The sequence below is a fragment of the Aquitalea sp. S1-19 genome (assembly GCF_024343515.1).
In genome coordinates, this window is sequence record NZ_RJTZ01000089.1 from 1 (window position 1) to 14,135 (window position 14,135).

A 14,135-nucleotide genomic window follows, 5' to 3' on the forward strand; every position below is an offset into this window, starting at 1 on the left:
GTCCTGTTTCGTGGCCCCGGCACCTTTCACAGCTACTGGAAACGTGATGATGCCACGGCAGACACGCGCACGGCTGACGGCTGGGTACATACCGGGGATGCCGGCTATTTCGACGACGACGGCCAGCTCAAAATCATAGACCGCGCCAAGGATGTCGGCCGCCTGTCCGATGGCAGCCTGTTCGTGCCCAAGCTGCTGGAAAACAAGCTCAAATTCTTCCAGCACATCAAGGAAGTGGTGGCTTTTGGCGATGGCCGTGATTTTGCCACCGCCTTTATCAATATCGACCTGAGCGCGGTGGGAAGCTGGGCCGAAAAGCGCGGCATGGCCTACACCGGCTACACCGATCTGGCGGCGCAAGCGCCGGTTTATGCGCTGCTGCGCGAGTGCATAGAAAAGATGAACCGCTCTTTGGCAAACGATCCGCGCCTGGCCGGCTCGCAGATCAAGCGCTTTTTGGTACTGCATAAAGAACTGGATGCCGACGATGGCGAGCTGACGCGCACCCGAAAGGTCAAGCGCAAGTTTATTGCCGAGCGTTACAGCAGCCTGATCAATGCCCTGTACGACGGCTCGCACGAGTCGGCCATCGATGTCGAGGTCAAATTCGAAGACGGCCGCAGCGGCCGCATCTGCGCCACCCTCAGCATCATGGATGCGGCCACCTTTCCAAGTAGCGCCCCCCTGCAGAACCCGTCCAACAAAAACCTGACCGATGCCAGGGAGGCCGCATGAATCCGCAACACAAGACCGGCGATGTCATTCTGGCCGCCGAAAACATTTCGCTGTCTTTTGGCGGCGTCAAGGCACTGACCGATATCAGCCTGGATGTGCGCGAGCACGAACTGCTGTCCATTATCGGCCCCAATGGCGCGGGCAAAAGCTCGATGCTGAATGTGATCAATGGCGTCTACCACCCGCAGCAGGGTCAGGTCACCTGGCGCGGCAAGCCGCGCGGGGCCATTCATCCGCACGAGGCGGCGCGTATGGGTATCGCGCGCACCTTCCAGAATATTGCGCTCTTTAAGGGCATGAGCGTGCTGGACAACATCATGACCGGCCGCAACCTGAAGATGCATGCCAACTTCCTGCAGCAGGCCTTGTGGTGGGGCCGCGCGCAGCGCGAGGAAATGGCCCAGCGCGAAAAGGTCGAACAGATCATCGACTTTCTCGAGATTCAGGCGATACGCAAGACCCCGGTCGGCCGCCTGCCCTACGGCCTGCAAAAACGGGTGGAGCTGGCGCGCGCCATCGCTGCCGAGCCGACCTTACTTCTGCTGGACGAGCCTATGGCCGGGATGAATGTGGAGGAAAAGCAGGACATGTGCCGCTTCATCCTCGATATCAACGATGCCTTCGGCACCACCATCGTGCTGATCGAGCACGATATGGGGGTGGTGATGGATATCTCCGACCGCGTCATCGTGCTCGATTACGGCAAGAAAATAGGCGATGGCACACCGCACGATGTGCGCAACAACCCCGATGTGATTGCCGCTTATCTCGGCACCCGCCACTAAGGAGACCCGTATGGATTGGCTTTTCTTTACCGAAGTTCTGGTCGGCGGCCTGCTCGCCGGCGTGATGTACTCGCTGGTGGCACTGGGTTTTGTGCTGATCTACAAAGCCTCCGGCGTATTCAACTTTGCCCAGGGCGCAATGGTGCTGTTCGCTGCGCTGACCTTTGTCTCCATACAGGCCATGGGCGTACCGTTCTGGCTGACCTTCTTTATCACGCTGGTGATTATGGTGGCGCTGGGTCTGGCCATCGAGCGCGTGGTGCTGCGCCCCATGGTCAACCAGCCGCCGATTTCACTGTTTATGGCCACCATCGGCCTCGCTTTCTTTCTGGAAGGTCTGGCGCAGATGCTGTGGGGGGCCGATGTACACGGCCTGAATCTGGGCTTCAACGACGAGCCCTTCGATGTGGGCGGCGTGTTTATCTCCAGTTTTGATGTGTTTGCCGCCGCCATTTGTGCCGTTCTGGTCGGTTCGCTGGCGCTGTTTTTCAACAAGACCCGTCTGGGGCGGGCGCTGCGTGCGGTGGCGGACGACCATCAGGCCGCGATGTCGGTCGGCATTCCGCTTAAGCAGATCTGGGCCATTGTCTGGGGCGTCGCAGGCTTTGTGGCACTGGTGTGTGGCTTGCTGTGGGGCTCGCGTCTTGGCGTGCAGTTCGCGCTGACACTGGTGGTACTTAAAGCCCTGCCAGTGCTGATTCTGGGCGGCTTTACCTCGGTGCCGGGCGCGATTATCGGCGGCCTGATCATAGGTGCCGGCGAGAAACTGGCCGAAGTGTACCTGGGCCCGATTCTGTCGGGCGGTATCGAGAACTGGTTCCCCTATGTGCTGGCACTCTTGTTCTTGCTGGTGCGCCCCGAGGGTCTGTTCGGCGAAAAACACATCGAAAGGGTCTAAGCCATGTTTTATCGTGAAGCCGGTCAATTCAAGACCTCCTATGCCGCCGATTCGGCCATCCTGCCTATCCGCCAGGACCGCATCTTTATTATTGCCCTGCTGCTTTTCGCCTTTGTGGCGGTGCCGGGTCTGGCCAGCGACTACCTGCTCTCCGGCATCCTGATCCCGTTTCTGGTGCTGTCGCTGGCGGCGCTCGGGCTGAATTTGCTCACCGGATACGCCGGCCAGTTGTCGCTGGGTTCGGCGGCCTTTATGGCGGTGGGCGCCTACGCCACCTACAACTTCATGCTGCGCGTGCCGGGCATGCCGCTCTTGCTGGCGCTGGTGCTGGGTGGCTTGAGCGCGGCGCTGGTCGGTGTGTTGTTCGGCCTGCCGTCTTTACGTATCAAGGGCTTTTATCTGGCGGTCGCGACGCTGGCCGCGCAGTTTCTGGTGGAGTGGGTGTTTACCAAGTTCCCCTGGTTCTCCAATGACAGCAGCTCGGGGGTGATCAGTTCGCCCGTGCTGTCCGTGTTCGGCATCACGCTGGATACGCCGGCCGAGAAATACCTGCTCACGCTGGCCATCGTCGCGCTGATGGCACTGGCCGCCAAGAATATGGTGCGCTCAAGCCTGGGCCGGGCATGGATGGCGATACGCGATATGGACGTGGCCGCCGAGGTGATCGGCATCCGCATGCTGCGCACCAAGCTTCTGGCTTTTGCCATCAGCTCGTTCTACTGCGGCGTGGCAGGCGCCTTGTATGCCTTCGTTTTTCTGGGCACGGTCGATGCACAGGCCTTCGATCTGAACCGCTCTTTCCAGATCCTGTTCATGATCATTATCGGCGGCGTCGGCTCCATCCTCGGTGCCTTCCTCGGCGCGGCCTTTATCGTGCTGTTGCCGGTGCTGCTGAATCTGGCCGGCCAGCTTTTGCATGGCGCGGTGAGTTCGCAGTTCATGTCCAATCTCGAAATGATGATCTTCGGCGCCCTGATCATTTTTTTCCTGGCGGTCGAGCCTTTGGGTCTGGCCCGTCTGTGGCAGATCAGCAAGGAAAAACTGCGCTTATGGCCCTTCCCGCACTAAGGCACGACGCCATCGCGCCCACTTTGTTTAAGCAGTACCCGCAGGCCCACTACTCAGGAGACAACACATGAAAAAAACCGTACTCGCCGTATCGCTGGCCCTGACGACCCTGTCCGGCTTTGTGCTGGCCGCAGGCGAACAGTTCATTCCGATTCCGAGCTACCGTGTCGGTGCTTACGCCTCGGGTGGTGCCAAGTTCTATGGCGGCATGATCGACTACCTCAATTACGTCAATATGAAGCAAGGCGGCATCGGTGGAGTCAAGCTCAGCTACGAAGAGTGCGAGACCGAATACAAGAACGACCGCGGTGTCGAATGTTACGAGCGGCTCAAGGGCAAGAGCGGCGGCGCTTCGGCGTTTAACTTCATGTCGACCGGCATCACCTACGCCACCATGGAGCGGGCCGACAAGGACAAGATTCCGCTGATGACCATGGGCTTTGGCCGCGCCGATGCGCAAGACGGCACGGTGTTCAAGTATGTGTTCCCGCTGGTGACCTCGTACTGGAGCCAGGCCAGCGCCAAAGTGTCCTTTATCGGCCAGCAACTTGGCGGCATGGACAAGCTCAAGGGCAAGAAAATCGTCAACCTCTACCACGGTTCGGCCTATGGCAAGGAAACCATCCCGGTTCTGGATGCGCTGGCCAAGAAATACGGTTTCGAGCTGAGCCATATCGAAGTCCCGGCGCCGGGCACCGAACAGCAGTCGCAATGGCTGGAGATTCGCCGTGCCAAGCCAGATTACGTACTGCTGCGTAGCTGGGGCGTCATGACCCCGTCGGCGCTTAAGTCGGCACAGAAGGTCGGCTTCCCGCGCGAGAAGATCGTCTCCAACTGGTGGGGCGGTTCGGAAGAAGATGCGGTGGCCGCCGGCGATGCCGCCAAAGGCTATATCGCCGGCAGTTTTGCCATGGATGGCAAACAGTTCCCGCTGATTCAGGACATCGAAAAAACCGTCTACGGCGCAGGCAAGGGCAACCTGTCCGACAAGGGCTATATCGGTACCGTCAACTACAACCGCGGCGTGCTCAGCGGCATTCTGATGGCCGAAGCCATCAGCACCGCGCAGAAGAAATATGGTGCCAAGCCGCTGACCGGTGACCAGATCCGCTGGGGCATGGAAAACCTGAATATCGACGCCAAGCGCCAGAAGGAACTGGGCGTGTCCGATATGTTCCCGCAGATCAAGACCAGCTGCCAGAACCATGAAGGCAGCGGCTACACCCGCTTTATGCAGTGGACCGGTAGCGACTGGAAGCCGGTGTCCGGCTGGATCAAGGCCGACACCAGCGTTGTCGGCCCCATGGTCAAGGCCTCGGCGCAGAAGTATGCGCAGGAAAAAGGAATCGCGCCGCGCAACTGCGCCGCCGAGAAGTAAACGCCTGGCCTGCCGGAAGACAGCGCACAACGGCCTGTCTTCCGGCAGCAATGTCCCACCTTGCTAAGGGCAGATCCATGCAGACAAACACCGCACTGTTGTCGGTCAACAATATCGAAGTTATCTACAACCATGTGATTCTGGTGCTCAAGGGCGTGTCGCTGGAAGTGCCGCCGGGGCGGATTGTCGCTTTGCTTGGCGCCAACGGCGCGGGCAAAAGCACCACGCTTAAGGCCATCTCCACCTTGCTCGCCAGCGAGCGCGGCGACATTACCCAGGGCAGCATCGAATTCAAGGGCGAGCGCATTGATCGCGCCACGCCGGACGCGCTGGTCAAACGCGGCATTGTGCAGGTGATGGAGGGCCGCCATTGCTTTGGCCACCTGTCGGTGGAAGAAAACCTGCTCACCGGTGCCTTTACCCGCAAGCACAGCCGCGCCGAACAAAAAGCTGCACTGGAACGTATCTACCACTATTTCCCGCGTCTTAAACAGCGCCGCAGCAGCCAGGCCGGCTACACCTCGGGCGGCGAGCAGCAAATGACCGCCATCGGCCGCGCCATGATGGCCCAGCCGGAAATGATTTTGCTGGATGAGCCATCGATGGGGCTGGCGCCACAGATCGTCGAGGAAATCTTCGAGATTGTGAAGGAGCTTAACCAGAAGGAAAAAGTGAGCTTCCTGCTGGCCGAGCAAAACACCCATGTGGCGCTGCGTTATGCCGATTTCGGTTACATCCTGGAAAACGGCCGGGTAGTCATGGATGGTACGGCGGAGGAACTGGCCGGCAATGAAGATGTAAAAGAGTTTTATCTGGGCTTGGGCGGCGAAGGGCGCAAGAGCTTTCGCGACGTCAAACACTACCGCCGGCGCAAGCGCTGGCTGGCTTAAGGAGGCGTGCCATGAACCATTGGCCCTACGATCCGGCTGCCCTGCTTCTGGCACGCCTGCCGGCGCAATTAAGCTACGCACGCGAACAAGCCCCCGCCTACACCGCGCTGCTGTCGGGTCTGCCACTTGACGCTATCAATAGCCGGGCGGCGTTGGCCAGCCTGCCCCTGACGCGCAAATCTGCGCTGATTGCCGCTCAGGCGGCCAGACCGCCCTTTGGCGGCTACGCTGCCGGCAAGGCGCTGCGCGTGTTCGCATCCCCCGGCCCGATCTACGAGCCGATGGATGCGGCAAGCTATCGCATGGACGAGGCGCTAACCGCGGCAGGCTTCGTGGCCGACGATATCGTGCATAACGGCTTTTCCTACCACCTGTCACCCGGCGGCTTCATTTTCGACAGTGCCTTGCAGGCGCTTGGCTGCACCGTGTTTCCCGGCGGGCCGGGCAATCTGGAGATCACGCTGGCGGCGCTGGCAAACCTTGGCGTTAACGCCTATGTCGGTACGCCAAGCTTTTTAGGGCTGATCCTGGACAAGGCCGACGAAACCGCCACTTCGCTTGCGCTTGCCAAGGCACTGGTCAGCGGCGAGGCCTTAAGCGACAGCCTGCGCGCGCGTTGCCGTGCGCGCGGCATCGCTATTTGCCAGTGCTACGCCAGCGCCGAGCTGGGGCTGATCGCGTATGAGACCGACACTGGCACCGGCATGCGCGTTGCCGGCGGCATCATCGCCGAAATCTGCGACGCCAGCGGCAAGCCGCTGCCCGAGGGGGAAACCGGCGAGCTGGTGATTACCTCGTTTTCACCCGTCTACCCGCTGATCCGCTTTGCTACCGGCGACTTGTCCGCCTTCGTGCCCGGCAGCCAGCATCTGCGCATCAAGGGCTGGCTGGGGCGTGCCGACGACACCGCCAAGGTGCGCGGTCTGTTTGTCCACCCCGAGCAGGTCAAGGCCGTACTGGCGCACCACGACGACATCCGCCGCGCCCGCCTGATCCTCAGCCACGACAACGCGGGCAAGGATGTGATGACACTGCATATCGACGCAGCGGCCAGTTGCGACACGGCCGCCATCGAGTCCACGCTGAAGGCGCTGACCCGTCTGTCAGGCCGCGTACAGCTAAGCGATGCCCTGCCCGACGACGGCCGCCTGATCGAAGACCATCGCTGAACACCACACAGGAAACTGCCATGAATATCCCTAAGGTCAAGCTGCTGATAGGCGGCGAATTTGTCGAGTCAGAAACCACGCAATGGCGCGATGTCGTCAACCCGGCCACGCAAGCAGTGCTGGCCCATGTGCCTATGGCCACTCCCGCCGAAGTTTCCGCTGCGGTGGCCAGTGCCCGGCGTGCGTTTGCCAGCTGGCGCAAGACGCCTATCGGCACGCGTGCCCGCATCTTTCTCAAATACCAGCAGCTGATACGCGAACATATGGCCGAACTTGCCGCCATCCTCACCGCCGAACAGGGCAAGACGCTGGCCGACGCCGAGGGTGACATCTTCCGCGGCCTGGAGGTAGTCGAACACGCTGCCAATATCGGCACCTTGCAACTAGGCGAATACGCGCAGAACGTTGCCGGCGGTGTCGACACCCATACCGTGCTGCAGCCTCTGGGCGTGTGTGCCGGCATCACCCCGTTCAACTTCCCGGCGATGATCCCCTTATGGATGTTCCCGATGGCCATCGCCTGCGGCAACACCTTTGTACTCAAGCCCTCCGAGCAAGACCCGATGGTCACCATGCGTCTGGTCGAGCTGGCGCTGGAAGCCGGCATCCCGCCCGGGGTGCTTAATGTTGTGCACGGCGGCGAAGAGGTGGTGAACGCACTGTGCGACCACCCCGATATCAAGGCGGTGTCTTTTGTCGGCTCCACCCGCGTCGGCACCCATGTTTATAACCGTGCAAGCCAGAGCGGCAAGCGCGCGCAGTGCATGCTGGGCGCCAAGAATCATGCGGTAGTCTTGCCTGACGCCAACCGCGAGCAGGCGCTGAACCAGCTGATCGGCGCCGCCTTTGGTGCGGCCGGCCAGCGCTGCATGGCCACTTCGGTTGCAGTGCTGGTGGGCGAGGCGCAACAGTGGCTCCCTGATCTGGTCAGCCGCGCACAGACACTGAAAGTCGGCGCCGGCATCGACAACCCGGACCTGGGCCCGTTGATTTCGCCAGCAGCCAAGGCACGGGTGGAAAACCTGATCGCCGAGGGCGTGGCCGAGGGCGCAACGCTGCACTTAGACGGGCGCGGGGTGAAGGTGGCCGGCTACCCAGACGGCAATTTTGTCGGGCCGACGGTACTGTCCGGCGCGACGCCCGAGATGTCGGTCTACCGCCAGGAAATCTTCGGCCCGGTGCTGGTGGTGCTCTGCGCCGCCACGCTGGATGAGGCCATTGAGCTTGTGAACGCCAACCCCAACGGCAACGGGGTGGCGCTGTTTACCCAGTCCGGCGCCGCCGCCCGCCACTTCCAGGAGAATATCGACGTGGGCCAAGTCGGCATCAATGTGCCGATTCCGGTGCCGGTGCCGCTGTTCTCCTTTACCGGCTCGCGCGCAAGCAAGCTGGGGGATCTTGGCCCTTACGGCAAGCAGGTGGTGGCGTTCTATACCCAGACGCAGACCGTGACCTGCCGCTGGTTTGACGATGCGGCAAGCGTCGGCCGGGTCAACACCACCATCTCGCTCAAATAGGAGGCGACATGGACTTTGCACTGAACGAACAGCAAAGCGCGCTACAGGACGCCGCGCGCGACTTCGCCCGCCATGCGCTTGCCCCGCATGCCGCCGACTGGGACCGCGACGAGCATTTCCCGCTCGAGACCATACGTCAGGCGGGTGAACTGGGCTTTCTCGGCCTGTATACGCCGGAGGCGTACGGCGGCCTTGCGCTGCCGCGACTCGATGCAGCTATCGTGTTCGAGGAACTCGCCTACGGCTGTACCTCCACCGCTGCCTATCTGACCATACACAATATGGTGACGTGGATGATAGCGAGCTTCGCAAAGCCTGAAGTGGCCGCCTACTGGGTGCCGCGCATGGTCGCTGGCGAAATATTGGGCAGCTATTGCCTGACCGAGCCGGGCGCGGGTTCGGACGCTGCTTCGCTCAAAACCCGCGCCGAGAGGGATGGCGATGGCTGGCGCTTGTCCGGCAGCAAGATGTTCATCTCTGGAGCAGGCGCCACCGAAGTGCTGGTGGTGATGGCCAGAACCGGTGGTGCAGGTGCGCGCGGCATCTCGGCTTTTATCGTGCCGGCGGATAGCGCGGGTATCAGCTATGGCAAGAATGAAAAGAAAATGGGCTGGAAAAGCCAGCCCACGCGCGCCGTCAGCTTCGACAATGTGCATGTGCCGCGCGAGAACCTGCTAGGTGAGGAAGGCCAGGGTTTCACCTTCGCGATGAAGGCGCTGGATGGCGGGCGCATCAATATCGCGACCACGGCAGTGGGCACCGCGCAGGCGGCGCTGGATGCGGCCCGCGCCTATGTCGCTCAGCGGGTGCAGTTCGGCGCGCCCATCGCCAGCTTGCAAAGCGTGCAGTTCCGTCTGGCGGATATGGTGACCACGCTGGTGGCCGCGCGGCAGATGGTGAGACTGGCTGCATACAAGCTCGATAGCGGCGCAGCCGATGCTTCGGCCTACTGCGCCATGGCCAAGCGTTTCGCGACCGACGCGAGTTTCACGGTGGCCAACGACGCGCTGCAGCTCTTTGGCGGCTACGGCTATCTGAATGATTTCCCGCTGGAGCGCCATGTGCGCGATTTGCGCGTGCACCAGATACTGGAAGGCACCAATGAAGTGATGCGCATGATTATCGCGCGCCGCCTGCTTGGCGACGGCGATAGCCTGCTGTAGGGGGCGGTAGGGTGGGTTAGCCCCGCGGGGGCGTAACCCACCACATGCGAAGCAATATCGGTGGGTTACGGGCGCACCGCGCCCTAACCCACCCTACCGCCCCCGACCCACGCAGCGGCAAGCTAGCCCAGACAACAACACGGACAAGGAACACAGAATGCAGCCACATTACCCCGGCCTCGTGCTGGAACAACACGGCGCCACTTTGCTGGTGGTGATGGACAACCCACCGGCCAATACCTGGACCGCACAGAGCCTGACGGCACTTCACCAGCTTGTATGCGACCTAGATGCGCAGAGCGCTATCCGTGCGCTGGTGCTGACCGGTGCCGGCAGCAAGTTCTTCTGTGCGGGGGCCGATCTCAAGCAGTTTGCCGACGGTTCACACGCGGCGGCAACCGATTTGTCGCGCCTGTTCGGGCGCGCTTTCGAGGCACTGTCGGGCTGGCGCGGTGTCAGCATTGCCGCGATCAACGGCTACGCCATGGGCGGCGGGCTGGAAGTGGCGCTCGCCTGCGACATCCGCGTCGCCGAACAGGGCGCGCAAATGGCGCTGCCCGAGGCGGCGGTGGGCCTGTTGCCGTGTGCCGGCGGCACCCAGCTGTTGCCGCATCTGGTCGGCGAAGGCTGGGCCAAGCGCATGATCTTGCTGGGCGAGCGCGTCGATGCGGCCACCGCGCTGCGCATCGGCCTGATCGAGGAAGTGGTGGCATCGGGGGACGCACGCGCCGCCGCGCTGGCACTGGCGGAAAATGTGACAGGAGCGTCCCCCGATTCGGTTGCCGCCTGCAAGACGCTGATCCAGCGCGCACGCATCAATGCGCCGGCCTTAAACCTGCCTTTGGAGCGCGAGCTGTTTGTCGGCCTGTTCGATGGCGCCAACCAGCAAGAAGGCGTCGCCGCTTTCCTGCAAAAACGTACGCCGCACTGGCAGTAAAGGACACCGGATGGACAGCCCTGTTTTATTCGACAGCTTCACCACCGCCAGCGGCCACCGCATCGCACTGGCTACGCTGAATGCCGAAAAATCGCTGAATGCGCTAAGCCATGACATGGTCGGCCTGCTGGCAAACCAGCTCGCCCGCTGGCAGCGCGACCCTTTGGTCGCCTGTGTTGTGCTGCGCGGCGCCGGCGACAAAGCCTTCTGTGCCGGTGGCGATGTGCGCGCCTTGCGCGAGGCCTTGCTGCAAGATACGCGCTACCCCAGCCCCGCGGCGCAAAGCTTCTTTACCGATGAGTACCGGCTGGACTACGCCATCCACACCTACCCCAAGCCGCTTATCGTCTGGGGCAACGGCATCGTGATGGGCGGCGGGCTGGGGCTGCTGGCGGGAGCGAGCCACCGGGTACTCACCGAGCGTACCCGCATCGCCATGCCCGAGATCGCCATTGGCCTGTATCCGGATGTGGCCGGCAGCTGGTTTTTGCAACGCATGCCTGCCAGGCTGGGGCTGTTTCTGGGGCTGACCGGTGCCGCGATCAATGCCCATGATGCGCTGATCGCCAATCTGGCCGATTGTGTGCTGGATCATGCCAGCTGGCCCAAGCTGCTTGACGCCTTGCATCACGCAAGCTGGGATGGTGGCGATGATTTTGCCACCGTCAGCGCCTTGCTTGATAGTTTGGAAGACGCATGCCCGCATGCCCTGCCCGACTCGCACATCGCACCAAGGCTGATCGCCATCCACCAGCTAATGAACCGCGGCAGCCTGACAGCAGTCGCCGGTGCCTTGCAGCAGGCTCATGGTGGCAGCGATGCCTGGCTTGCTGGCGCGGCCAGCGGCTTTGCTGCCGGCTGCCCGATGTCGGCGGCGGTGACGTGGGAGATTTTCCGCCGTGCCCGTCATCTGTCGCTGGCCGAAGCTTTACGCATGGAGCTTGTGCTGTCGGTCAACTTCTGCGCCCGCCCCGATTTTCGCGAAGGGGTGCGCGCGCTGCTGGTCGATAAAGACCGGCAGCCACAGTGGAGTAGTCAGCGCCTTGCCGATATCGATCCGGCTGCCATCGCCGCACATTTCACTTCGCCCTGGGCGCGCGATGCGCACCCGCTGGCCGACTTGCTCTAGGAAACAGAAAAATGGAAAAAATTGCTTTTATCGGGCTGGGAAATATGGGTGGCCCCATGGCGGCCAATCTGGTACGCAAGGGCTTTGACGTCTCTGTTTACGACTTGTCGGCCAGCGCCATGGACACGCTGGCCACACTGGGTGCCAAGGTGGCGACGAGCGCAGAAGATGCCGCCGCTGGTGCGGACATTGTGCTGAGCATGTTGCCGGCTGCGCACCATGTCGAGAGTCTGTACCGGGACATCCTGCCCCGGATGAAAGCCGGCATGCTGGCAATAGATTGCAGCACCATCGATGCTGCCACTACGCGCCGCCTGGCACAGGATTTGAGCCTGCATGGCATCGCGCTCTTGGACGCACCGGTGTCCGGCGGTACGGCGGGCGCAGCGGCAGGCACGCTGACCTTTATGGTTGGCGGCGCAGCACATGATCTTGAGCGGGCGCAACCGCTACTGCAGGCCATGGGGCAAGCGGTGTTTCATGCCGGCGGGAATGGTGCCGGACAAAGCGCCAAGATCTGCAACAACATGCTGCTGGGCATCCTGATGGCAGGCACGGCCGAAGCACTGGCGCTGGGGGTAAAAAATGGACTCGATCCTGCCGTCTTGTCGCATATTATGAGCAAAAGCTCGGGACGCAACTGGGCACTTGAAGTCTATAACCCCTGGCCCGGCGTCATGGCCAACAGCCCGGCCAGTCGCAGTTACAGCGGCGGCTTTATGAGCAGCCTGATGCTCAAGGATCTGGGGCTGGCGCGCGACAGCGCTCATGCGTCTCATGCCGATACGCCGCTTGGCACGCTGGCGTATACGCTATTTGAAAAACATGTGGCATCCGGTCATGGTGCAGAAGACTTTTCCAGCATCCAGCAGCGCTACTGCTAAGGTCAATACCCGGCGAAATTTATAGCGGCAATACGGGTGGAAGCGTGCAAATTGCCCGTCTATGCTGAACAAGTCGACAGGCGGCGCAGCTTTATGCCGCCTGTGCGCTGATATCGTCATTGAATACACCCGGGTCTATCCAGCAAGCCGGGTATTTACCTAGTTCAGGAGATGTTCACTATGGCTCGCCAGATTACCAACCAGATTTGCATGGTTCGTCCGGTTTCTTTCTATTTCAACGAGGAAACGGCTGCCAACGACTTCTATCAGCACAACCTGGGTGAAAAACGCGACATCGTGCAGGCCAAGGCGCTGATCGAATTCGACAATATGGTGGCCCTGCTCGAAAGCAAGGGCATTACCGTGCATGTCCTGCAGGACGACAACCAACTGTGCGAAACGCCAGACAGCATTTTCCCCAACAACTGGTTCGTGTCGCAGGAAGGCGGCAAGCTGGCACTGTGCCCGATGTTTGCCCATGACCGCCGTACCGAGCGCATCAAGTTCCTGGGCCGCCTGATCGAATCCATCGGCCTGGCGCATGTCGAATTGACCAACTACACGCAGTACGAAGAAAAGAACCAGTTCCTCGAAGGCACCGGCGCCATGGTGCTGGACCGCGTCAACCGCAAAGCCTATTGCTGCCTGTCGGTACGCGCCGACGAGACGCTGTTCCGCCAGTTCTGCGCCGACAACGACTTCAAGCCAGTTGCCTTTCACGCCTTCCAGACCTACCAGAACCGCCGCGCCGCCATCTACCACACCAATGTGATGATGGGTCTGGGCGAAAAATTCGCCGTGATCTGCCTGTCCTCCATCGACGACCCCGCCGAGCGCGCGATGGTGGTCAAGGAACTGGAAGAAAACGGCAAGGAAATCATTGATGTAAGCGAAGAGCAGATCAACCACTTCGCCGGCAACGAGATCGAACTGGAAGGCACCGGCGGCAAGCGTTATACGGTGATGACCAAGGCAACCTACGACTGCCTGACGGCCGAACAGCGGGCCGTGATCGAAAAAAGCAGCGAAATCATCTCTCCGGATGTGAAGACCATCGAAACCTATGGCGGTGGCTCGGTGCGCTGCATGATTTCCGAACTCTTTATCTGAATGGATAGCGGCTTCGTGCAATAACAGACATGCCGGGCGCTACGTACACTTGCGTACCACCCGGCATTTGAGCGTTTAGAAGCGCTCGCCCATCATCAGATAGCGCCACTGCCCCTCTTCCAGATGCCCCAGGGCAATGCGGCCGATACGCTGGCGCTTAACCATCTGTATCTTGAGACCGGCTTCATCCAGCAAGCGATGGACCAGATATTCGCGATTCTCGCGCAAGACCAGACGTAGCTGCCGCCCGCCCTGACGACTGGCCTTGAATGGTAGCAAGGGGCCATCGTCCAGTTCGCGTATGGAATTCAGACGCATCAGTGCCGCTTCATCCAGCCCGCCATCCACCCATACCAAGTACTCTTGCTCGTAATCGCGCGCATCCCGCGTTAAGCGGTTAGCCAACGCATCGTCCTGCGTTAGCACCATCAAGCCGCTGCTGTCCGCATCCAGCCAGCCAGCTTCTTGCAAA

Annotated in this window: 13 protein-coding genes and 1 pseudogene; 13 read left to right on the forward strand and 1 reads right to left on the reverse strand. The window is 61.2% G+C overall.

What is annotated here, in order from left to right; translation table 11 throughout:
- From EGI20_RS13090 to ctlX, 13 genes and pseudogenes are all read left to right on the forward strand, one after another.
- Nucleotides 1–735 (forward strand): annotated as a pseudogene (locus tag EGI20_RS13090) (long-chain fatty acid--CoA ligase); the annotation flags it as partial.
- Nucleotides 732–1,520 carry an ABC transporter ATP-binding protein gene (locus EGI20_RS13095; protein ID WP_124733998.1) on the forward strand — a complete coding sequence of 263 codons (789 nt, stop codon included), beginning with the start codon at nt 732–734 and terminating at the stop codon, nt 1,518–1,520. The pseudogene EGI20_RS13090 and the gene EGI20_RS13095, both read left to right, overlap by 4 nt.
- A gap of 10 nt (nt 1,521–1,530) precedes the next feature.
- Nucleotides 1,531–2,418 carry a branched-chain amino acid ABC transporter permease gene (locus EGI20_RS13100; RefSeq protein WP_124733999.1) on the forward strand — a complete coding sequence of 296 codons (888 nt, stop codon included), beginning with the start codon at nt 1,531–1,533 and terminating at the stop codon, nt 2,416–2,418.
- Nucleotides 2,419–2,421: 3 nt separating this feature from the next.
- On the forward strand, nt 2,422–3,486 hold the full coding sequence (locus EGI20_RS13105; protein ID WP_124734000.1) for a branched-chain amino acid ABC transporter permease: 1,065 nt from the start codon (nt 2,422–2,424) through the stop codon (nt 3,484–3,486).
- Nucleotides 3,487–3,553: 67 nt separating this feature from the next.
- Entirely contained in the window at nt 3,554–4,864 is a 1,311-nt protein-coding gene (locus tag EGI20_RS13110) for an ABC transporter substrate-binding protein (protein WP_498631995.1), read from the forward strand.
- A gap of 77 nt (nt 4,865–4,941) precedes the next feature.
- Entirely contained in the window at nt 4,942–5,754 is an 813-nt protein-coding gene (locus tag EGI20_RS13115; RefSeq protein ID WP_498631996.1) for an ABC transporter ATP-binding protein, read from the forward strand.
- Nucleotides 5,755–5,765: 11 nt separating this feature from the next.
- Complete coding sequence (locus EGI20_RS13120) at nt 5,766–6,923, forward strand: phenylacetate--CoA ligase family protein (RefSeq protein WP_498631998.1); 1,158 nt, start codon at nt 5,766–5,768, stop codon at nt 6,921–6,923.
- 20 nt (nt 6,924–6,943) lie between these two features.
- Complete coding sequence (locus tag EGI20_RS13125) at nt 6,944–8,440, forward strand: CoA-acylating methylmalonate-semialdehyde dehydrogenase (protein WP_498632000.1); 1,497 nt, start codon at nt 6,944–6,946, stop codon at nt 8,438–8,440.
- Nucleotides 8,441–8,448: 8 nt separating this feature from the next.
- Nucleotides 8,449–9,603 (forward strand): acyl-CoA dehydrogenase family protein, encoded by a 1,155-nt coding sequence (locus tag EGI20_RS13130; RefSeq protein ID WP_498632002.1) that lies wholly within the window; start codon nt 8,449–8,451, stop codon nt 9,601–9,603.
- Nucleotides 9,604–9,760: 157 nt separating this feature from the next.
- Nucleotides 9,761–10,540 (forward strand): enoyl-CoA hydratase, encoded by a 780-nt coding sequence (locus tag EGI20_RS13135; protein WP_498632003.1) that lies wholly within the window; start codon nt 9,761–9,763, stop codon nt 10,538–10,540.
- 10 nt (nt 10,541–10,550) lie between these two features.
- Nucleotides 10,551–11,669 carry an enoyl-CoA hydratase/isomerase family protein gene (locus EGI20_RS13140; RefSeq protein ID WP_498632005.1) on the forward strand — a complete coding sequence of 373 codons (1,119 nt, stop codon included), beginning with the start codon at nt 10,551–10,553 and terminating at the stop codon, nt 11,667–11,669.
- Between the two features lie 11 nt (nt 11,670–11,680).
- On the forward strand, nt 11,681–12,553 hold the full coding sequence (mmsB, locus tag EGI20_RS13145) for a 3-hydroxyisobutyrate dehydrogenase (protein ID WP_498632006.1): 873 nt from the start codon (nt 11,681–11,683) through the stop codon (nt 12,551–12,553).
- Between the two features lie 180 nt (nt 12,554–12,733).
- Nucleotides 12,734–13,663, forward strand: a complete 930-nt coding sequence (ctlX, locus tag EGI20_RS13150) for a citrulline utilization hydrolase CtlX (RefSeq protein WP_498632008.1) — start codon at nt 12,734–12,736, stop codon at nt 13,661–13,663.
- Between the two features lie 75 nt (nt 13,664–13,738).
- Here ctlX and EGI20_RS13155 read toward each other — a convergent pair.
- Nucleotides 13,739–14,135 (reverse strand): pseudouridine synthase (locus EGI20_RS13155; protein ID WP_498632010.1); only part of this gene is annotated, 397 nt, incomplete at its 5' end.

Coding starts and splice junctions, on each gene's coding strand:
- EGI20_RS13095 (WP_124733998.1), top strand. CDS start 732: ATGAATCCGCAACACAAGACCGGCGATGTCATTCTGGCCGCCGAAAAC.
- EGI20_RS13100 (WP_124733999.1), top strand. CDS start 1,531: ATGGATTGGCTTTTCTTTACCGAAGTTCTGGTCGGCGGCCTGCTCGCC.
- EGI20_RS13105 (WP_124734000.1), top strand. CDS start 2,422: ATGTTTTATCGTGAAGCCGGTCAATTCAAGACCTCCTATGCCGCCGAT.
- EGI20_RS13110 (WP_498631995.1), top strand. CDS start 3,554: ATGAAAAAAACCGTACTCGCCGTATCGCTGGCCCTGACGACCCTGTCC.
- EGI20_RS13115 (WP_498631996.1), top strand. CDS start 4,942: ATGCAGACAAACACCGCACTGTTGTCGGTCAACAATATCGAAGTTATC.
- EGI20_RS13120 (WP_498631998.1), top strand. CDS start 5,766: ATGAACCATTGGCCCTACGATCCGGCTGCCCTGCTTCTGGCACGCCTG.
- EGI20_RS13125 (WP_498632000.1), top strand. CDS start 6,944: ATGAATATCCCTAAGGTCAAGCTGCTGATAGGCGGCGAATTTGTCGAG.
- EGI20_RS13130 (WP_498632002.1), top strand. CDS start 8,449: ATGGACTTTGCACTGAACGAACAGCAAAGCGCGCTACAGGACGCCGCG.
- EGI20_RS13135 (WP_498632003.1), top strand. CDS start 9,761: ATGCAGCCACATTACCCCGGCCTCGTGCTGGAACAACACGGCGCCACT.
- EGI20_RS13140 (WP_498632005.1), top strand. CDS start 10,551: ATGGACAGCCCTGTTTTATTCGACAGCTTCACCACCGCCAGCGGCCAC.
- mmsB (WP_498632006.1), top strand. CDS start 11,681: ATGGAAAAAATTGCTTTTATCGGGCTGGGAAATATGGGTGGCCCCATG.
- ctlX (WP_498632008.1), top strand. CDS start 12,734: ATGGCTCGCCAGATTACCAACCAGATTTGCATGGTTCGTCCGGTTTCT.